Annotated in this window: 13 protein-coding genes; 12 read left to right on the top strand and 1 reads right to left on the bottom strand. The window is 36.5% G+C overall.

Annotated features, from left to right (window positions below):
* The 5 genes from C7D53_RS00295 to C7D53_RS00275 all read left to right on the top strand — a co-directional run bounded on the left by C7D53_RS00295 (position 1) and on the right by C7D53_RS00275 (position 6,836).
* Positions 1-1,188 carry a glycosyltransferase gene (locus tag C7D53_RS00295; protein WP_106914447.1) on the top strand — a complete coding sequence of 396 codons (1,188 nt, stop codon included), beginning with the start codon at positions 1-3 and terminating at the stop codon, positions 1,186-1,188.
* A gap of 6 nt (positions 1,189-1,194) precedes the next feature.
* Positions 1,195-2,232: a glycosyltransferase family 2 protein gene (locus C7D53_RS00290; protein ID WP_106914446.1), complete on the top strand. Its 1,038-nt coding sequence runs from the start codon at positions 1,195-1,197 to the stop codon at positions 2,230-2,232.
* 5 nt (positions 2,233-2,237) lie between these two features.
* Positions 2,238-4,118: a glycosyltransferase family 2 protein gene (locus C7D53_RS21115; protein ID WP_167392464.1), complete on the top strand. Its 1,881-nt coding sequence runs from the start codon at positions 2,238-2,240 to the stop codon at positions 4,116-4,118.
* A gap of 203 nt (positions 4,119-4,321) precedes the next feature.
* Positions 4,322-5,830 (top strand): glutamate--tRNA ligase, encoded by a 1,509-nt coding sequence (gene gltX / locus C7D53_RS00280; RefSeq protein ID WP_106914444.1) that lies wholly within the window; start codon positions 4,322-4,324, stop codon positions 5,828-5,830.
* 49 nt (positions 5,831-5,879) lie between these two features.
* The gene (locus C7D53_RS00275) at positions 5,880-6,836 is read left to right on the top strand and encodes an acetyl-CoA carboxylase carboxyltransferase subunit alpha (RefSeq protein WP_106914443.1); all 957 of its coding nucleotides are present in this window, start codon (positions 5,880-5,882) and stop codon (positions 6,834-6,836) included.
* Between the two features lie 55 nt (positions 6,837-6,891).
* Here the strand turns inward: C7D53_RS00275 and C7D53_RS00270 are convergent, their stop codons facing one another.
* On the bottom strand, positions 6,892-7,674 hold the full coding sequence (locus tag C7D53_RS00270) for a DUF6759 domain-containing protein (protein WP_106914442.1): 783 nt from the start codon (positions 7,672-7,674) through the stop codon (positions 6,892-6,894).
* Positions 7,675-7,817: 143 nt separating this feature from the next.
* Between C7D53_RS00270 and tsf the strand changes: the two genes are divergently transcribed.
* The 7 genes from tsf to trmB all read left to right on the top strand — a co-directional run bounded on the left by tsf (position 7,818) and on the right by trmB (position 21,381).
* On the top strand, positions 7,818-8,645 hold the full coding sequence (tsf, locus tag C7D53_RS00265; protein ID WP_106914441.1) for a translation elongation factor Ts: 828 nt from the start codon (positions 7,818-7,820) through the stop codon (positions 8,643-8,645).
* Between the two features lie 197 nt (positions 8,646-8,842).
* The gene (locus C7D53_RS00260; protein ID WP_228422129.1) at positions 8,843-12,190 is read left to right on the top strand and encodes a T9SS type B sorting domain-containing protein; all 3,348 of its coding nucleotides are present in this window, start codon (positions 8,843-8,845) and stop codon (positions 12,188-12,190) included.
* Positions 12,191-12,268: 78 nt separating this feature from the next.
* A complete protein-coding gene (locus C7D53_RS00255; RefSeq protein ID WP_106914440.1) occupies positions 12,269-15,079 on the top strand; it encodes a T9SS type B sorting domain-containing protein in 2,811 nt (936 codons plus the stop codon).
* A 113-nt stretch (positions 15,080-15,192) separates the two neighbouring features.
* Positions 15,193-18,588 (top strand): T9SS type B sorting domain-containing protein, encoded by a 3,396-nt coding sequence (locus tag C7D53_RS00250; protein WP_106914439.1) that lies wholly within the window; start codon positions 15,193-15,195, stop codon positions 18,586-18,588.
* A gap of 195 nt (positions 18,589-18,783) precedes the next feature.
* A complete protein-coding gene (locus tag C7D53_RS00245; protein WP_106914438.1) occupies positions 18,784-19,575 on the top strand; it encodes a hypothetical protein in 792 nt (263 codons plus the stop codon).
* 256 nt (positions 19,576-19,831) lie between these two features.
* Positions 19,832-20,605 carry a DUF6759 domain-containing protein gene (locus C7D53_RS00240; RefSeq protein WP_106914437.1) on the top strand — a complete coding sequence of 258 codons (774 nt, stop codon included), beginning with the start codon at positions 19,832-19,834 and terminating at the stop codon, positions 20,603-20,605.
* A 98-nt stretch (positions 20,606-20,703) separates the two neighbouring features.
* Positions 20,704-21,381 (top strand): tRNA (guanosine(46)-N7)-methyltransferase TrmB, encoded by a 678-nt coding sequence (gene trmB / locus C7D53_RS00235; RefSeq protein WP_106914436.1) that lies wholly within the window; start codon positions 20,704-20,706, stop codon positions 21,379-21,381.
* Positions 21,382-21,387: the final 6 nt, after the last annotated feature.

Below are 21,387 nucleotides of genomic sequence, written 5' to 3'. Positions count from 1 at the left end.
ATGGGAATCTTAAAGGATATAAAAAAACATTTTAAAAGAAAGAAGAGGCTTAAAGATCTTCAAACTCCGGATATCATTAATATTCATCTGTATGATGAATCGAAAAAGACAATTCTTTTTACTTCAAGGGATTTCCCCACTCACGATAAGGATTCCGGATCCAACAGGCTGAAAGAAATCATTCTAATTTACAAGGAATTAGGATATAACTGTATTTTATTTGCTCCTCATATGTTTGAGGACAGTAGCTACGTAAAATTTTACCAGCAACAGGGCATCATTGTTTTTGTAGAGAATAATAAATATAAAAACATCTATGCTTTTCTTTCTTCATCTAAAAAAATAGATTACGTTTGGTTCAATGGGCCTCTTGCCCTGAATCTTTTCTACAAAAAAATGAAAAACATCCTGCCCCATACAAAGTTTATGTATGACATGGTGGATATTCATTTTTTGAGATATAAGAGAGCCATTGAAATAGAACCTACCCGTATTTCATTAAAGAAAAACTATAAACACTTTTTCCACCTGGAAACTGTTGTAGCTCCGCAATTGGATTATATCATTGCTATTTCTGACAAGGAAAAAGAGATTATGAGTCAATATGCGGACAAAAATAAAATCATTACAATTTCCAACATTCACTACCCAAAGATTGATATTTCGGACAGAAAAAACTTTGATGAAAGCAAGGGAATTATCTTCATCGGATCCATCCATGAGCCCAATATTGATGCGGTAAAGTTTTTATATGAAAAAATAATGCCCATTGTCTGGAAAACAAACCCTGATCTGGAAGTAAGCGTCATTGGTAATGTTGCAGATAAACTGGACATCAAGCAATATCCCAAGTTTAAGTTCTTAGGCTTTGTAGAAAGTATTGAAGAACATTTCATGCATTCAAAGATTATGGTAGCTCCATTAAGATTTGGGGCTGGCGTGAAAGGAAAGATTGGACAGGCTTTTGAATATTTTTTCCCGGTGGTGACTACAGATATAGGAGCTGAAGGAATGCAATTGATTGACAAAAAAAATGTATTGATTGCCAATGATGAAAAAAGTTTTGCAGAAGCTATTATTCAATTGAATAATAATGAAGAACTTTGGAATACATTAAGACAAAACTCCGTTGATAGCTTAAAACCTTTTTCAATAGAGGCCGTAAGCACTACTTTAAAAAAATTATAACCAACCATGAGTAAGTTTTTAGTAAGCATCATTGTTCCTTGCTATAATGCATCCTATTATGTAAAAGAGGTTCTTGAAAGCATTCAAAGCCAATCTTATAAAAATATTGAATGTATCATCATTAATGATGGCAGTACAGACGATACTCTGGATATCATTAATACTTTTTCTGATACCCGATTCAAGGTTTTCAGCCAGGAAAATAAAGGTCTTTCCGATACCCGAAACTTGGGAATGGAAAAAGCTACAGGAGATTTTATATTTTTTTGTGACAGTGATGACTTTCTTCCACCCAATGCCATAGAATCTCTATTATCCGCCTATACGGGTAAAGAAAATATTATTGTAGGTAGAACAGCACTTGTATCCTGGGAAGAAAAAAAGATTCTTTCCCACCTACCCCATCTGGAAAAAAAACAGACTATTGAGAATAAACATTCTGAGGTTCTTATTAAAAACATAACCGAAGGATTAAGTCCAATGGCTCAAAATAAGCTTTACAAAACAGAGTTTCTGAAAAAAAACAGGTTACAGTTCCTCAGTAAAATTTATCACGAGGATGAACTTTGGTTTTTCGAAGTTATGTTTGCCGCAGAAAATGTCACTTTTATACCGGAGGTTACCTACCACTACACTGCCGACAACTCTCAGTCGATTACCAAAAAAAACAGTGATAAAAATCTGCTTGGGTATCTTAGTGTAATCAAAACTATTTATGAGAAATATTATCTGAAGTTTCCTGATCAGAGTGTTATTGCTTATTATATTGCTTATCTGAAAAAAATAATCATTGGAAATTACAAGCACCATGGAAATTATTCTGTAGAAGCCCTTCAGGAAATGGAAAGAACATTCCGAGAAGTAAATCCTAAATTTAAGGATAATATTAAGCTGAGCAATACTGAAAAAAATTATTTTAAATTTCTCAATCATGTAAGTTTAAAAGACTCCGACACGATAAAAAAGGAATATTTTAATTCTCCTGTCAACAGTATCAGAAAACATTATAAAATAGTATTATTCAGTATCTTTAATTCAAAATAAGCAACGTGATAAAGAAGGAAAGATTTCTTTTGGTAATGCCGGACTATTCTGATTTTCCCAAACTATTTTTAGATAATTTGGAAAAAGAAGGATTTGAAACCTATTTGATAACAGATAAAGTTTCAAAGTTTAGATACCAAGGCACAGAAAGTATAAAAAATTTTTTCATTAAAAATATTCTGAGAAACAAGGGTTACAAGCAAGATCTTATTAACAAACATTTTCTTGAAGACCTTAATAAAAGTATTTCAGCCATTGAAGGAGAATTGGACTATATTTTAGTGATTCGTCCGGACATTTTTCCTATTTCCTTTATCAAGAATTTAAAAAAGAAAACAAAAAAACTTATTGCCTATCAATGGGATGGCATTGAGAAATTTCCTGAAATCAAAAATTATTTCAATCTGTTTGATTCATTCTTCTGTTTTGAAAATGTGGAATCTCAGCCCAATATCAAGTCCATTACTAATTTTTATTTTGATCATCTTCCTCCTGCTCACAAAGAATACAATACGGAGAAACCAAGACTGTATTTCGTGGGATTATACTGGAAAAGCCGTGAGGAAAAGATAGATAAGTTCATTGAAGAAGTTTCTGATCTGCCCGTTGACCTTTCAATTTTCATCCAATACTTTAAGGAGCCTGAAAAAAGAAATGATAAGATCAAATACATCCAAAACAGGATAAGCTTTGAAGAAAACCATGAACTGGTAAAAGATTCCGATGTTCTTTTAGATTTTGTAGATCCTTTACACAACGGGCTTTCCATCCGTTTTTTTGAAGGAATGTACTACAAGAAAAAAGTGATTACGGATAATATAATGGTAAAGCAATACAATTTCTACCATCCCGATAATATCTTTGTTGTAGAAAATAACAATTACAACAATATTGATCAGTTTTTACGTACGCCCTATCATGAATTACCGGATGAAATTGTAAAACAATATGGTTTCAGTAATTGGATCAGAGAAATAATTCAGGAGAAAAAAAATATAAAACAACCAGCACATATGAATAATTCCCTCAAGATATCTGTCATTGTTCCCTGCTATAATCAGGCTGTTTTTCTGGATGAATGTATAACTTCCCTAATCAACCAGACCTACTCCAACTGGGAATGTATTTTGGTGAATGACGGGAGTACGGATAATACCGAGGAAATAGCCCTGAACTGGCAGAAAAAGGACAACAGGATAAAGTATATCAAGAAGAGTAACGGAGGATTAAGTTCTGCAAGAAATGCCGGCATTCAAAATATCACGGGTGACTTTGTTCAGTTTCTGGATTGTGATGATTATTTATACAATGAAAAATTCGAGAAATCTGTTAAAGAGATCAAGAATCAAGAAAATGCCATTGTAATTACAGATTTCCAGCGATTTGACAGTGCTACACAAACAATTCTTCCTCCCCATTGTATTTTGAAGACGGAATATTTCAGTCAAAAAGAAATCTTATTGAAATGGGACAATACTTTTTCAATTCCTATTCACTGTGCTATTTTTTCCAGGGATATTGTAGAAAAATATAAGTTCAACGAAGAACTTAAAGCTAAAGAAGATTGGTTTTTTTGGCTTCAGGCTTATGAAAACTCACCGGAAACCCATTTTGTTCCAGAATATCTTTTGGCTTACAGAATGAATTCTGCCGGTATGACTCATAATTTATTTTTTATGCAGGAAAATAGAATAAAAGCCCTTGATAAGCTGGAACAGGTAATTTCAGATAAGGATTTACTTAGAGAATTCTTCAAGCAGGATCTTTTAGCTACCATGAAGGAGAACCTTCAACTAATGGAAAGAATTAAGCTGCTGGGCTATAAAAGAACTATGAAATATAAAATCAACAAGGTTTTAAAGGTCATAGGAATAAAAAAGAAGTAATACTATAACAATACAAAAAAGGCTGTCCGGATTATTCTGACAGCCTTTTTCAAAATTTCAATTAAATTCGGTCATCTCTCAATATCATTTTCTAACCTTCCGTCTTTTAGATTTATATTTAAAAACAAAAAAGCCAAGACGAAGTGATAAATCATCTCTTAACCGCATAATTTTAAGTAAATTTGCAAAAATTTAAATTGAAAATGGAGAAAGTAAGAGTACGTTTTGCTCCAAGTCCTACAGGACCTTTGCACTTGGGAGGCGTAAGAACCGCATTATATGATTATCTTTTTGCTAAAAATCAAGGGGGAGAATTTGTATTAAGAATTGAAGATACAGATACCGCAAGATATGTAGAAGGAGCTGAAGAATATATTGAAGAAGCTTTGGAATGGTGCGGAATTATTCCTGATGAAAGTCCTAAGAAAGGAGGAAAGTTTGCTCCCTACAGACAATCTGAAAGAAGAGACATCTATGACAGATATACAGAGCAGATTCTAAAGACAGATTATGCTTACATCGCTTTTGATACTCCGGAAGAGCTGGATGCCATCCGTGCAGAATTCGAAGCAAAAGGGGATGTTTTCTCTTATGACAACAAAACAAGAAACCGTTTAAGAAATAGCCTTGCACTTTCTGAAGAGGAAGTTCAAAGATTACTGGATGAAAAAACGCCTTATGTAGTAAGGTTTAAAATGCCTGTTGACAGAGTTTTAAATCTTGAGGATATCATCCGTGGAAAATCCTCTGTGAATACCAATACATTGGATGACAAAGTTCTTGTAAAAAATGACGGAATGCCTACTTACCATTTCGCCAATATCATTGATGACCACGAAATGGAGATTTCTCACGTGATTCGTGGTGAAGAATGGTTACCCTCTTTAGGATTACACACTTTATTATATGAAGCAATGCAGTGGGAAGCTCCACAATTTGCACACCTATCTTTAATTCTAAAGCCTGAAGGAAAAGGAAAACTAAGCAAGAGAGATGGTGATAAATTCGGATTCCCAGTATTCCCGCTTGATTTCAAGGATCCTGAAACAGGTGTAGTATCTAAAGGGTACAGAGAAAACGGCTATCTTCCTGATGCATTTATCAATATGGTAGCTTTATTGGGATGGTCTCCTGCGGATGATAAGGAAATTCTTCCTTTGGAAGAGATGATTAAGGAATTTGATCTTCATAAAGTACACAAGGCTGGGGCAAGATTCAGTAAGGAAAAATCAGAATGGTTTAACCACCAGTATATTCAGATGAAGTCTGATGAAGAGCTTCTTCAGATCCTTAAAAATACAGATCTTGATCTTTCTGCCGCTTCTGATGAAAAACTTTTAAAGGTGATTCACCTGATGAAAGAAAGAGCTACTTTCCCTAAGGATATCTATGAAAATGGAAAGTTCTTCTTTGAGGCTCCAACTTCTTATGATGAAAAGGCATCCAAAAAAGCTTGGAATGACGAAACATCTGCTATTTTAGGAGAATTATCCACAATATTTGAATCTACAGACTTTGTTGCTGAAACCTTAAAGCAGGCTATGCATGATTTCGCGGAAAACAAAGGCTTAGGAATGGGTAAGGTAATGATGCCTCTACGTTTATCTTTAGTAGGAGAATTGAAAGGACCAGATGTTCCGGACATTCTGGAAATCATTGGTAAAGAGGAAAGTACCTCTAGAATAAGCAATGCTATAAATAATTTTAAATAGAATTAACATAATTTTTCATACATTTGAAAGATTTAATTTACTTCAAGAAATGGAATATTTAAGTTTCGAACTTCCTATCAAAGAATTGATGGACCAATACCAGACGTGTTCTTTAGTAGGAGAAGAAAGTGGTGTTGATGTAAAATTAGCATGCAGCCAGATTGAGGATAAGATTTTAGAAAAGAAAAAAGAAATCTATGGAAATCTTACACCTTGGCAAAGAGTACAACTGTCCCGTCACCCGGATCGTCCTTATACATTGGACTATATTAACGGAATGGCAGACAAAGGCAGTTTCTTAGAACTTCACGGAGACAGAAATTTCGCTGATGATCCGGCAATGATTGGAGGATTGATTACCCTTGATGGTCAGAAAGTAATGATCATAGGGACTCAAAAAGGAAGAACAACTAAGGAAAGACAGCATAGAAGATTTGGAATGCCAAATCCAGAGGGATACAGAAAAGCTTTGAGACTAATGAAGCTTGCTGAAAAATTCAATATTCCTGTGGTAACTCTGGTAGATACACCGGGAGCTTATCCAGGATTAGAAGCTGAAGAAAGAGGACAAGGTGAAGCTATTGCAAGAAATATTTTTGAAATGGTTCAGCTGAAGACTCCAATTTTCACTTACATCATTGGTGAAGGAGCTAGTGGTGGAGCTTTAGGAATAGGTGTGGGTAACAAAGTATATATGTTGGAAAATACGTGGTATACTGTAATTGCACCAGAAAGCTGTTCTTCTATTCTATGGAGAAACTGGGATCACAAGGAAGATGCAGCCAATGCATTAAACCTTACTCCTCAGGATGCCTTAAGAGAAAAGTTCATTGACGGAATTGTTGAAGAACCACTAGGAGGCGCTCACTACGATCAGGAGACCACTTATTTAAACTTGAAAAATTCTATTTTACAAAATATCAAGGCTTTTTCCAAATTTACAGGACAGGAGCTTGAAACCCAGAGACAGGACAAGTTCATTGCGATGGGTCAGTTTAAAGGATAAAAATAAAAAAAGGTTAAGAAAATTTTCTTAACCTTTTTTACTTTAGTCTTCTTCTTTAATCCTCAGCAACATTGAGGGCAATCTCAATATCCTGGGTAATTTTCTTTAATGAAGAATATTTCGCATCACAAACCATTGTTGTCAGCACATATTCTCCTTTATCTATCAAAATAAAATTTTGTCCCCTCGCAGGAACAGTTAAATTATAATATTTCTTTCCACTGATTTTTACGACCAAATTACAACTGGACCTGTTTTTAATATTAATATAAGCTTCTTTAGAACTTATATCAGTATTAAAGATATGCGTCAACATTGCTGCTGTTCTTTTAGCATCGCTGCTAGGCTCCGATTTTGCAGTTCCGGCACTCTTGGCAGATCCTGCTGATGCATAGGTAACTCGTCTTTCTTCTTTCAAAGCATTAATAGCATCATTAATTTTATCAGTATTCTTTGCGTTATTTGTGGTGGCAGCTTTGGTATTACCCGAAGTATTATTGCTGGCCAGCACTTTACCGCTATTCAGTTCATTATTTTTTACAATCTTTTCGATTTTTTCTTTACTGATTGGCTTTATGGTAGGTTTAGCTTCCGGAGAATTATCTGCCATGATAATATCCATCAATCTTTTTTTCAAGTAATCAGTTTTCGCATGACCTGGGTTCTGCTTTATAAAGCCTGCAATGACTCTTGCTTCTTTAGAAGTCTCTGCTTCCTGCTCTGTATAAATGATCACAGTTTCTTTTTCTACAACAGCTTTAGATTTTGATTTTTTCTTTTTTTGAGAAAATCCAAGAGAAAAAACGCATATAAATAGGAGAAGGAAGATTTTTTTCATTAATCAAATCTTTAAAATAGTATTAAATATATTAATAACGTGAAAAGTCATTTTTTAGTTTATCATTAAAATCATTATCTTTGCACTGCTCTAAAATTAAGCTAAAAATTAATACTAATCTTAAATAAAAAATAATAGATATTATGTCTTATACACCAGTTGCTGCAGACGTAGCTAAATTAAGAAACCAAACAGGTGCAGGTATGATGGACTGCAAGAAAGCTCTAGTTGAAGCTGAAGGAGACTTCGAAAAAGCGGTAGATATCCTTAGAAAAAAAGGACAAAAAGTTGCTGCTAACAGAGCTGACAGAGATTCAAGTGAAGGTGCAGTAATCGCAAGAGTAAACGAAGATAACACTTTAGGTGTTGTAATTTCTTTAAACTGTGAAACTGACTTTGTTGCTAAAAACGAAGCTTTCATCGAGCTTGCTTACGAATTAGCTGAAATGGCTATTTTCGCTGCAACTAAAGAAGAATTATTGGCTACAGATTTCCACGGAATGACTGTTGCTGAGAAATTAATCGAGCAGACAGGAGTTATCGGTGAGAAAATCGAGATCGGTGCATTCGAAAGAATTACAGGTCCTTACCTAGGAGCTTACATCCACGCTGGAAACAAAATTGCTGCTATCACTTCACTTTCTGCTAAAGTAGAAGGAGCTGACGAAGCTGCTAAAGCTGTTTCTATGCAGGCTGCTGCAATGAACCCAATTGCTCTTGATGAAACTTCTGTTTCTCAGGAAACTATTGATAAAGAATTAGAGATCGAAAGACACAAACTTGTTGAAGAAGGGAAGCCTGCAAACATTATCGACAATATCTTGAAAGGTAAAATGCAGAGATTCTACAAAGACAACACTTTGGTACACCAAGATTTCATCAAAGACAGCTCTATTTCTGTAGCTGACTATGTAAAGTCTGTAAATGCAGATCTTAAAGTAACTGCATTTGTAAGAGTAAGCCTAGCTTAATCTCTCTTTCAAAGAAAATACTTAATCCCGATGAATTTCATCGGGATTTTTTTTTTGGAATCAATTCATCAATATGAACGCAAAATGAAGTAAATTTTAAATATTCAACAATTGTATAGCAATCTAAATTCCAACGCTTTTTTCACATAAAAAATGTGACTATTAATGCTTAGATTTGCGGCCCCTTATAATAATACATGAAAAAATTTCTACTAGCTATTTGCACTTTTTTTTGCTTAATTGTTAATGCACAATTGGATACCGAGCACTGGTTTGCTCCCATGTCTGCAAGTTCGCTTCAGGGAAATAATCCCCCGTTATGTTATTTGTATCTATCAACCAACGAGACGGCTCCGTTTTCTGTACAGGTCTCTAATAATAACATTGTATTTTCTACCGTACAGGTAAGTAAAGGAAATCCCGTGCAACTTGCAGTTCCAAGCACTTACATGATTGCTTCCACCATGAATAATCTGTTTAGCCAAAACACAATGGGGCTGCATGTAAAAGGATCTAAAAAATTCTTTGCTAACTTTAGATTTTCAGTTCCGCAACAGGCTGAAATTATTACTTCTAAAGGAATGGCCGGAGTTGGAAAAACTTTTTTCATAGGAACGGCTCCTACTACCTCTCCAAAAGACTATGTAAACTCCACTGTAGGAGTTACTGCTACAGAAGACAATACGACGGTAACTCTCTCAGGATATAGTCCTAATATTGTTTTTGCTGACGGCAGTGTAATGTCTTCCAGAACATTTACTATTAATAAAGGTAAATCTTATATCCTTGATGTAAATAGTGATATGGGCGGCGTTAATAACAGAAAAGGATTGCTAGGGGCAAAATTGGTTGCCAACAAACCAGTATCGGTAACTAACGGAAACTTCAATGGTCTGTATACAACTCAAAACAGCACCAATGTAGATATATTGATGGACCAGGCTGTTCCTACAGAGAGGCTTGGAAAAGATTTTATAATGGTAAAAGGAAATGGACCCAATACTGTAGGAATGGAAAAAGCATTGGTTATTGCTACAGAAAACAATACTACACTTACCGTTAACGGAAATCCACTAGCCGGTGTTAACCTTAATGCCGGAGAGTATCGTATGATTGAAGCGACAAGCTACATCAATCAGGGTAACGGAAATTATAACATGAATATTTCGGCCAGCAAAAACGTGTATGTGTACCAACTTCTTGCCGGAGCTTCAGGAAGTACAGTTTATCAGACAGGAGGGATGAATTTCATACCACCGTTAAGCTGTTTTCTACCAAAAGAAATTAACGAGATAGGTCTCATTAATATGATAGGCAGTACTGCTTATAATACAAAACTTAATATTATTACCCAAACCGGGGCTACTGTAACCGTTAATGGAAATCCTGTAACAGGATTTGCTCCTGTAAATGGAAATTCAAATTGGGTAACCTACTCCATGCCCAATGTAACGGGAAATATCACCGTAACTTCTACAAAACCCATTACAGCAGGAATTGCAGCAGGAAATGGTGCTGTAGGATATGGAGGATATTTCGCCGGTTTTTCTTCTATTCCGGTAATTTCCAAAAGCGGCGATTGTTACAATGGAGTACTTCTTGAGGTAGATGCGGGACATGATGCCTACAAGTGGTATCTTAACGGAGTTGAAATTCCCGGAGCCATAACACCTACCATCAATCCTGATTTATACGGATCTGGAATATATACCTGTTATATTACTAAAACCGGCTGTGAATCCAGAATGACTGCAGAGTACGACTATACAGCATGCCCGCCAATTTCTACAACAATCTATGATATTGGATCATGCAATACGAAAGCAATTACTCCTACATTTACAAGCTCAGGCCAGGCGGTAGTTCCGGCCAATACAAGCATTATTGTACAGCCAACTAATGGAACAGTGGCAATAAACCCTATAACAGGGCAAATTACTTATACCCCCAATGCAGGTATTACTACAGATATTACGGATACATTCACTTATTATATTCAGGGAAATGGAACTCCTGCAGCATTTGAATACTTTAAAATTGTAGTGAATACCCATGTTCTTCAGACCACTAATGACAGTCTGTTTTCTTGTGCTGCAGCCAACGGAAACGGAACTTTTAATCTGAAGACCGCCAATGTAACTCCGGATGCCAGCGCAACGGTAACTTACTTTACAAATGCTAATTTAACAGGACCAATAGCTACTCCCACTGCTTATTCAGGACCATCCGGAACTGTTTATGCCAATGTAACGTCTATTTATGGGTGTTCTAAAGTGTCTGCAATTACATTAACTATTTACCCTACCCCTAACATCAATACAAGTAACTTCAATGCTAATATTTGTGATGAAAATTTAGATGGAATAGTGAATGTTAATTTCAACAATGTAACACCACAAATTGTAGCTAATTCCGCCAACCTTACTGTAAAATATTACCTGAGCCAGGCAGATGCCAATGCAGGAAATAACAATACTCTTCCTGCCAACTGGACTTATACAGCCAGTACCATTGTATACGTAAGGGTAACTGCTAATGTGGGAGACTGCCCACCAGCCTTGGGGCAAATTAATTTTACCATTGGAAATAAAATCCCATTAATAACAGACAATGCAAAAACAGACCTCTGTGACAATGATCTTAATGGTTCAGAATCTGTAAACCTTAATGACTACAAGGCTTTATTTACAATAGATCCGGCAGTAGTTTTATCATTTTATGCTTCACTTGCCAATGCTCAGGCAGGAATCAACCCTATTGCTGCTTCACAAGTTGTTACATCTACGGGTGTATTTTATGTAAGATTCCAGAGCAGTACAGGATGTCCCAATTCCGGTGTATTAACAATTACGTTGAAGACTCCAAAAAAATCGAACACGCTTCATGATCAGATCATCTGTTCCAACGAAAAGATTCTATTGGATGCAGGGCCCGGGTTTTCTTCTTACTTATGGAGCAATGGAGCTACTACTCAAACTATTATTGGAAATGTGGGAAGCTATTATGTAGACCTGGGATTCAATGGATGTGTTTACCGTCAGCAGGTAAATGTAACAGCAGCACAATCTCCTACTATTACAAGAATAGAGGTTTCCGGTACTACGGCAACGGTTTATGTAACCGGAGGAACTCCTCCCTATAAGTATTCATTAAATGGTTTCGATTACCAGTCATCCAATGTTTTCACAGGATTATCAAGGGGTCTTCATACTGTATATGTATTGGGTTCAGATGGGTGTCGTCATATTACCAAGGAGTTTTTAGTGATCAATCTTATCAATACAATTACTCCTAATGGAGATGGCATCAATGATGTCCTTAATTATTCTGAATTAAGAATAAAACAAGACGTATCCATAGAAGTAGCAGATCGCTACGGAGCCTCTGTTTATAAGTCTTCGGATAAAAATTATATTTGGGACGGAAGATCAAATGGAAGAAACCTTCCTACGGGAACCTATTGGTATGTAATAAGATGGATTGAGCCAGATTCAAAATTACAAGTTTCACACTCAGGATGGCTTTTAATTAAAAATCGAGAGTAATTTCTAACATTTGTTTGTAATTTATTAAAGGTATTTGATTTTTTATTTTAATTTTGTAGAAATCCTAATTCCATACACATGAAAAGATTTCTACTCAGTTTGGTATTACTTTTTTTTACAATTAATACCCTCTTTGCGCAAAGGGATACTGAACATTGGATTGCACCTTATTACACAGCTCCCTCTGTAGGGGAATTTGAGAACAGGTTGTATCTATCCACAGATTCCACAACTCCCTTTCCCGTACAAGTATTTAATAACAATAACGTTCTTACAACGGTTACCATTAGTAAAGGAAACCCCCAGACTGTTGATGTAGATGCATCTATCATATCTGCCAGTGGGACTACTCAAGCTTTTAATGTTGGCAGCAAAGGGCTTTATCTAAAAGGAGAAAAGCCTTTTTACTGTAGTTTAAGATTAGCACAATCTGTACACGGTGAAATTATTACCAGTAAAGGAAAAGCCGGAATTGGTAAGCAGTTTTATGTGGCAGCCAGCCCTAATACAGACCTTAACAGTCTTTACAACTTTACAGCAGGAATTTTGGCTACTGAGAACAATACCACTGTAACAGTATCATGGAATACCCCGGGACTTGTATTCATTAACGGAACACCTCCCGGAAACACCCATACATTTGTTTTAAATAAAGGAGAATCTTTTATTTTTACAGGAAGTGGATCCAATGCAGCTAATAAGAACGGATTTATAGGTGCAAAGGTGGTTGCTGACAAACCGGTGACTCTTACGAACGGAAGTTGCAACGGTAACTTCTCAACACCTACAAGTGGCTCTGACCCTATTCTTGACCAGTCTGTTCCTGTGGATAGACTTGGAAGCACTTTTGCCATGGTAAAAACAAGATCCACAAATCCGTCACTTAACATGGAGGGTGGACTTATTATTGCTACTGAAGACAACACTGCAATTTACCTGAATGGCTCTTCAACGCCTATTGAAACTATTAACGCAGGAGGTTGGTACAGAATTAACGAAACCAGCTATGTAACACAACCTGGTGCCGGAAATCATTCTAACATGCTTATCTCAACATCCAAAAATGTGTATTTGTATCAGTTTATAGGAATAGATGGCAATGCAGCAACCAATGGATTTAACTATATCCCACCATTGAACTGTTTCTTACCAAGAAAAATTGATGAGATTGGTAAGATCAATGAAATGCCAGGAATTACCGATAATATTACATTAAAACTTAACATTCTAACTGAGGCCGGAGCTACCGTATTGGTAAACAGTAACCCTCCTAGCCCAGCGGAAGGACCCTATCCTCTTACAGGAAATACCCAGTGGGTAACTTATGCAATATCCGGAGTTGTTGACAACCTTACCATTACCTCTACAAAAGCTGTAACTGCTGGTATTAATGGAGGATACAGCTCTGCAGGATATGGAGGTTACTTTGCAGGATTCTCTTCAATTCCTGTCATTGCTAAAAAAACAGGAGACTGTGTTCCTGGACTTATTCTGGAAGTAGATGACGGATATGAAACTTACCAGTGGTTCAGAAACGGAGTGGCTATCCCAGGAGCAACATCTTACAGCTATACTCCTACGCAATCCGGAAATTATACGGTAAAAGTAACAATGGGAACATGTCCGCCTGTTACAACGCCTATTTATAAAGTACAAAACTGTTTAAAAATTACAAAACAAAACCTTGCAGTTTGTGCTACCAAAATAATTACACCTACTTTTACGTCTTCAACACAGACTCCTGTAGCAACTACAGTAAAGATTTTGACCCCTCCTACTAAAGGTACGGCAGTTGTAAATCCAAACGGAACAATTACCTATACACCAAATGCCAATTATGAGGGACCAGACAAAATCGTTTATACATTCTGTGGAGACTCTGTAGAGTTTACAGACTGTGAAGAGGTTACCTTGGAGCTTAATGTAATTCCTTTTGTTGTAAAAGATGACACTATTAAAGCTTGTTGGTATGATGTAGCACCTTATGCTTATTTTGACTTAACTAAGGCAAAAATTACAGATTACGGAGCTGCAATAAAGAAATACTACCGTTCATTAAATGACCTTAATGCAGGTATCAATGAAATAACTACACCTGACAACTTCCCTGCAACTGGTGGATTTGTATATGTAAAAGTATCTACTGCCGAAGGCTGTACCGCTATTTCAAAGATTGAACTTATTCCTCTTCCAATCAAGATGTCTCCGATCCTGGTAGATAGATATATTTGTATGGATGCTAAAATAGACTTAGATGCAGGACCTGGATATGACTCTTATCAGTGGAGCAATGGTGCTACTACTTCAGGAATCAGAAACGTTGGAGTTGGTGAATATTCTGTAATACTTAGTAAAAACGGATGTTTCCTTACACAAGTAGTAAGAGTGAAAAAAGCCGAAGATCCAGTAATTCAACAAATAGAAATCAACAATAACAGTGCAACAGTAATTGCAATAGGTGGTAAACCTCCTTATAAATTTGCTGTAGACGGTACTGCAAACTGGCAGGATTCTAACACTTTCACAGGATTAACCAGAGGCCAGCACACATTCTATGTAAAAGATGCCTACAACTGTACACCTGTTGCAACAGAAATTACAGTTCCAAATCTATTGAACGCCATTACTCCTAACGGAGATAATGTAAATGACTTCATTGATTACAGTGAACTTGCTTATAAAGACAACCTATCTTTTGTAGTGTATGACAGATATGGTAACATGATATTCACCGGAACTAAATTCAACAATTACAAGTGGGATGGAAAACATTTTGACAAGAGACTTGTAACCGGTACATACTGGTATCACGTTTCCTGGAATGAGGCTAATAAAGAAAAGACTCAGGTAAAATACACTGGCTGGATTTTAGTAAAAAACAGAGAATAACAAATTCAAAATACAACATTCAAAACCGCGATTTTAAAATCGCGGTTTTTTTATTACCTTTTCAACAATACAATACTTTTTATTATTAAATTTGTGATAAATACCCTTACTGAATGAAGAAAGTTCTATCTTTTTTATTTATATTCTACATTTTCACCTCTGCTTTTGCACAATTGGACCGAGAACATTGGTTTGCTCCAATGGTGGATAGATCAGGAGCACCCAGCCCCTACCAGAAAATTTATCTGTCTACCAGTAGAACGACCCCCTTTCCCGTGAATATTTATAACAATAATGTTCTCATCGGAACTGTAAATATCAGTAAAAACAATCCCCAGAAATTTGACGTTTTAAGGAATTATATTATTACCACACAACAGTCAGATGTATTTACCCCTACTACAAAAGGGCTATACCTAAAGGCTGAATTTCCTTTTTATGCCAACTTAAGATTTTCAGTACATAACCATGCAGAAATTATTACTTCCAAAGGAATTCCTTCCACCGGAAAAAATTTCTTCACCGCTTTTGCTCCTATTACCGTAAGCAATGGCATTCTAAACTTCATGACCAGTATTCTGGCAACAGAGGATAATACCATGGTTACCATTACTGGTTACAGCCCGCAGGTACAGTTTTCAAACGGAACTACAGGAGCAACGAATCCCACCATGACGATAGCCCTAAACAAAGGACAATCTTATATCATTGACGGGATTGGAGACATGACTGGAAATCTTGATGGATTTATCGGAGCCAAAATCACGTCAAACAAACCAGTGAATGTAACCAATGGAAACTTCAATGGCCAATACGCAGGAAATTTCTCCACAAGCTCTGATATCCTAATGGATCAGGCAGTACCGGTTGACCGTCTTGGTAATGAATTTGCCCTCGTGAAAGGCAACGGAACTATTGGCTCCAATATGGAAGGGGCCATCATTGTGGCCACCGAAGACAATACTCAAATTTATGTAAATAACGAACTGGTTCCTATTGCTACCCTCAACACCGGAAAATACTTTATTATTCCTGATACGAAATACATGCTTCAAGGTGGAGGACATTATAACTTATATATTAAAACTTCTAAAAACGCCTATGTCTACCAAATTTTATCGGGAGATTCTAATACAGGAAATGAAGTAGCTACCGGAGGTTTTAATTTTATTCCTGCCCTAAACTGTTATCTTCCCAAGCAAATCAATGAGCTGGGCTTTATTGATGAAAACTTTGTTCATTCTAATGGAAACCCTCTGGGAATTCTTAATATTCCTACAAAGCTGAATCTTATTACAGAAAGAGGAGCCACGGTTACTGTAAATGGTGTAAATCCACCAGCCTCAACCGGCCCCTACAATATGACAGGAACCAACAATTGGGTTACTTATGGAATTCCTAATACGACGGGAACAATAACCATAGTTTCCAACAAAGCAATCACTGCGGGTATTACTGCAGGCAGTGATGCAGTAGGCTATGGAGGATTCTTTGCAGGCTTCCCTACACAGCCAGTTATTATAAAATCAGGAGGAAATTGTGTTCCGGGAATTGTACTTACTGTAGATCCCATCATTTATGATACCTATCAATGGTACAGAAACGGCAATCCTGTTTCTGGTGCTACAGGTTCTTCAATTACTCCCACACAATCTGGATATTACATCTGTTCCGTAACTATGGGCAGCTGTGCCCCATTAGTTACCGAGCAGTTAAAAGTACTGAACTGTACCAAACTTACAGCCGCCTCCTATGACGTGTGTACCACCCAGACCATACCTCCTGCATTCAGTAATTCCCCACAAACTCCAGTACCTGCCACTGTTGCTATTACAACTCCACCCACGCTTGGCACAGCAGTTATAAATCCTACTACAGGAATCATCACCTATACAGTTAATACTCCTGGTACCGCCGGAACAGATACATTCACGTATACCTTCTGTGGCAATGATCCTGACTTCCCGGATTGTGAAACCGTGACAGTAACCATCAATATCAAAGCTATTACCGTTACCAATGTAACCATGAAAGCCTGTGACATCAATGGACAGGGAACATTCAATCTGACGACAGCCAATGTAACGGCAAATACCCCTGTAAATATCACCTATTACCCTACACTGCTAGATGCTCAAACGGAAAATCCTGCTGCATTGATTACAACAGCCAATTCCTATACCGCACCCAACGGAACCATCGTATATGCCGTAGTAAAAAATAGTCTGGGATGTAAAAGTATCGCGCAGATAACTCTTTCTCTTTACAACAAGGCCATAGTTGTGGATAACTACAATGGTACTTTCTGTGATGACAATATGGATGGAACAGTCAATATTATACTATCCAACATCACGGGTATTGTTCTTAATAACCCGACGTATTTTACAGTAAGATATTATGCAAACTTAGCTGATGCCAATGCAGGAAATGCCAACACACTTCCCAATATCTGGAGCTATACAGCTACAACAACCATTTACATCAGAGTAGATTCTCCTGATGGCTGCGCCTCAGTAATTAAACCTTTACAGTTCAGTATCGGAGCAAGGATACCATTATCCAGCAGATCTGTTACCGATACTGTGTGTGATGACGATCTGGATGGAGTAAAATCCGTAAATCTCGCTCAGTTCATTCCTATGTTCACAACCGATCCTACTGTAACGTATACATTTCATGGAAGCTTGTCGGATGCTCAAAATGACATCAACCCAATTGCTGCAACAATCAATATTACAGCTCCCCAGACTTTTTATATTCGTTTTGAAAAAAATGGAGTCTGTCCGGAAGTCGCTTCTATTAAAATTACCATTAAGATCCCAAAAAAATCAAATATACTGATAGACCAAACCATTTGTCCAAAAGCAACTACAACACTGGATGCCGGCCCTGGATTTGAAAAATACCTATGGAGTACCGGTGCAACTACCCACTCAATCACCAACGTTCCTGCAGGAAGCTATTGGGTAGAGCTTACTTTCAATGGATGTGTTTATAAACAACTTGTAAACGTTACAGAATATCAGCTTCCTCAAATTACTTCAATTGAAATTGATGGAACTACAGTAAAAGTTGGAGTAACCGGAGGTACACCTCCTTATCAATATTCACTGGATGGCGTTGTGTGGCAAAACTCAAATGTCTTTTATGATGTACCAAGAGGAGCACACTATGTTATGGTAAGAGACTCTAAGGTATGTGGTGAAGTTAAAAAGGAATTTGCCATTATTAATCTTATCAATACCATTACACCCAATGGTGACGGCCGCAATGAGGGCATTGATTATTCTGCTCTAATGGCCAATGATAATCTTGTATTCCGCATCTTTGACCGATATGGAGCCGAAATCTTCAGAGGAACTCCAGAAAACAGATATACCTGGGATGGAAGAATCGGGGGCAGATATGTTCCTACTGCTACTTATTGGTATTTTATCACCTGGACAGAATATGGGTCTTCAGTTTCCATAAAATATTCAAGCTGGCTGTTGGTAAAACACAGGTAAAAGATCAGAGGCTGAAAGAAAGCAAATCACCAAAACTTTCTTTCAGCCTCTTGCTTTTTAGGCCTTCATTTGAATTAAAACGAGGTTTATAACACTCATTAACAATTTAATCCTAAAGTTTAATATAACTTTAACCACTATTCTTTATCTAATGAGACACAAATTGCTGTATTTCTATGTAATTTTGCCAATTATATGAAGAAACTGTTTACTCTGTTGTTATTGGTTTTTCTGGCAAAAATCAATGCTCAAATGTATTCCGGAGAAGTATTTCTAAGGGATAACTCTATCTTGTATCTTAACCAGGTATATGTTACCAATCTGAACACACAAAAGACTGTTCTTACGGACTATAATGGTAATTTTAATGTTCCCGCAAATCCGGGTGATGTTATCCGTTTTACCTCTATTGTTACCGAAAGAAAAGACATCAAGATGACTCCGCAATTGCTGGGTCAGAAAAATCTTGTAGAACTAAAGATTGCGTATTATGAGATTCAGGAAATTGTACTCAACAGATTCAAGCCTACAGGAAATCTTCGATATGATGTAAATTCATTGAGGAAAGAAGACAAAGGATTAGCTATTAAGAAAGTAATTGGTCTTCCAGAACCTAAAGGTGACGGGACTCCTCCTGAGCTTCCGGTTGCCGGGTTAAGAGATGGTGGGCTTACTTTAAGCCTTGGAAGCATCTATGATATGCTGTCTGGGGAAAGAAAGAAAAAACAACGTTATCAGGCCTATGAAAAGATGAATAGTTCTGTTACCCAGATAAAGAATTATTTAGGTAAAGAATATTTCACCAGATTTAAAATTCCTGAAAACCTGATTGACAACTTCCTTCAGTTTGTTTATACGTCAGAAAATATACAGCCTTACGTATTGGCCGGAAACTTCGAAGCCATAAAAATCCCTATTGAGAAATATGTGCCTATCTACCAAAAAAGATTAAGAAACTCTCATCTTCAGGAGGTAGTTGCCAAGTAAAATCTGATCTGAAAAAGAAACCAAAATTTCATATAAACCATAATCCATGTATCATTTACATGGATTATTTTTTTATCATTTATACAGGCTATTCAAAATTTATCAAATACTTCTGTTTAATATTCAAAAATATGCGTAATTTTATGTCACATACAAGTGTTTAAAATAAAAAAAATACTATTACGTTATCATATAAACTATTTAACCTAAACGCAAATTAAGAGAAAGTACATCATTTTTAACTAAAAACTCATTAATGAAAAAAATACTTTTACTTATTAGCTCAGTCTTGTTTTTCAGTCTGTCTGCCCAAAAAAGAGGGAAAGACTACAGCGATGTTATAAAAAGCAATAACATCTATGAAATTAATGCTTTCTTAAGAGACGCTCATCCTGATGATCCAAGACGATCTGTACTGAAACCAAGGGTTATGGAACTGATGAAAGAATACATCAAAAACGCACACCCTGACGATCAGAAAGTAAAAGATATGCAGGAAATGCTTGCCCTGTTAAGAAGAAGACCTTCTACGAAGATTACTTTTGATGAGATGAACGCCAAAATCAAGGAGAAACAAATCGCAAAGTATAAGGCGGAACTGGCATCAAAGCAACCTACAGCCGTTTACACCCCAAGCACCACGCAAAATACATTTGTTGTAAATACAGCCTCCAACACAGCCATACCCAATGCAGAAGCTGAAGAATTCAATATGCTGATGAAAATCTCTCCTGTGGAACACCAAAACAAGACTGTAAAAATCCTTAATTCCCTTTTTGATAATGATCCTAATGCTAAGGAATGCATTATTCTTATTCAAAATAATTCTGACTGTAATATCATTGTGAGAATGGAAGGGGTAGGAACCACCAAGTATAGACTTGCTATTCCAGCGCATGCTGACAACTCAATAGTGATAGAAAAAGGACAGTATCTTTTCACAAGCTTAGTCTGCGGAGCGCAGTATGCCTCACAAAAAACCATTCAAAAACCAATTATGGTAGCCCTCGGAAGCACAAAGGCAAAGTAACCAAACGAATATAGTGTATTCTCCATAGGTCTTTTAGTTCTAAAAGGTCTATAATCTATGCAATTTTTACTATTTTTGCAGTCATTTTATAAATCTCAATGGGCAAGAATAAATTAGCAAGATTTGCTGAAAACAAAATATTACCAAATGTTATCCAACCAACAAGAGAAGATGCTTTAAATGGCTTTGATCTTAAAGGAAAATGGAGAGAAAACTTCTTTAAAAATGACAACCCTATCGTTTTGGAACTAGGTTGTGGAAAGGGAGAATACTCTGTAGGACTTGCAAGAACATTTCCTGAAAAAAACTTTATCGGAATTGACATTAAGGGCGCGAGATTTTGGTTTGGAGCTAAAGAAGCTGTGGAAAACAATATGAATAATGTTGCTTTTTTAAGATCGCAAATTGAACTTGTAGATCATTTCTTTGCCGAGAATGAAGTAGATGAAATCTGGATCACTTTCCCGGATCCACAGATCAAATATAAAAGAACAAAACACAGATTAACTCACCCTGACTTTTTAAACCGATATAAAAAATTCCTTAAGCCGGGTGGTATCATCCATTTGAAAACAGATTCAGAGTTTCTTCACGGATATACTTTAGGATACCTACAAGGTGCAGGATATGAAATCATCTCTGCTCACCATGACATTTATGGAGCTCCGGAATATGATCCTGATACAGAACATTTGAGAGACATCAAAACGTATTATGAAGAACTATTTTCGGCTAAAGGTAAAACTATCACTTATATAAAATTCCGAATAAGCTAATGAAAT

Origin of the sequence: Chryseobacterium aurantiacum, assembly GCF_003020585.1 — a bacterium.
GTDB classification, from domain to species: domain Bacteria; phylum Bacteroidota; class Bacteroidia; order Flavobacteriales; family Weeksellaceae; genus Chryseobacterium; species Chryseobacterium aurantiacum.
This window is presented reverse-complemented; position numbering and strand designations above follow the sequence as displayed.

What these genes read in the sequence shown, in the direction of transcription:
- tsf (WP_106914441.1), top strand. Translation starts at nt 7,818, where the DNA reads ATGTCTTATACACCAGTTGCTGCAGACGTAGCTAAATTAAGAAACCAA.
- C7D53_RS00270 (WP_106914442.1), bottom strand. Translation starts at nt 7,674, where the DNA reads ATGAAAAAAATCTTCCTTCTCCTATTTATATGCGTTTTTTCTCTTGGA.
- C7D53_RS00255 (WP_106914440.1), top strand. Translation starts at nt 12,269, where the DNA reads ATGAAAAGATTTCTACTCAGTTTGGTATTACTTTTTTTTACAATTAAT.
- trmB (WP_106914436.1), top strand. Translation starts at nt 20,704, where the DNA reads ATGGGCAAGAATAAATTAGCAAGATTTGCTGAAAACAAAATATTACCA.
- C7D53_RS00240 (WP_106914437.1), top strand. Translation starts at nt 19,832, where the DNA reads ATGAAAAAAATACTTTTACTTATTAGCTCAGTCTTGTTTTTCAGTCTG.
- C7D53_RS00290 (WP_106914446.1), top strand. Translation starts at nt 1,195, where the DNA reads ATGAGTAAGTTTTTAGTAAGCATCATTGTTCCTTGCTATAATGCATCC.
- C7D53_RS00245 (WP_106914438.1), top strand. Translation starts at nt 18,784, where the DNA reads ATGAAGAAACTGTTTACTCTGTTGTTATTGGTTTTTCTGGCAAAAATC.
- C7D53_RS00295 (WP_106914447.1), top strand. Translation starts at nt 1, where the DNA reads ATGGGAATCTTAAAGGATATAAAAAAACATTTTAAAAGAAAGAAGAGG.
- C7D53_RS00275 (WP_106914443.1), top strand. Translation starts at nt 5,880, where the DNA reads ATGGAATATTTAAGTTTCGAACTTCCTATCAAAGAATTGATGGACCAA.
- C7D53_RS00250 (WP_106914439.1), top strand. Translation starts at nt 15,193, where the DNA reads ATGAAGAAAGTTCTATCTTTTTTATTTATATTCTACATTTTCACCTCT.
- gltX (WP_106914444.1), top strand. Translation starts at nt 4,322, where the DNA reads ATGGAGAAAGTAAGAGTACGTTTTGCTCCAAGTCCTACAGGACCTTTG.
- C7D53_RS00260 (WP_228422129.1), top strand. Translation starts at nt 8,843, where the DNA reads ATGAAAAAATTTCTACTAGCTATTTGCACTTTTTTTTGCTTAATTGTT.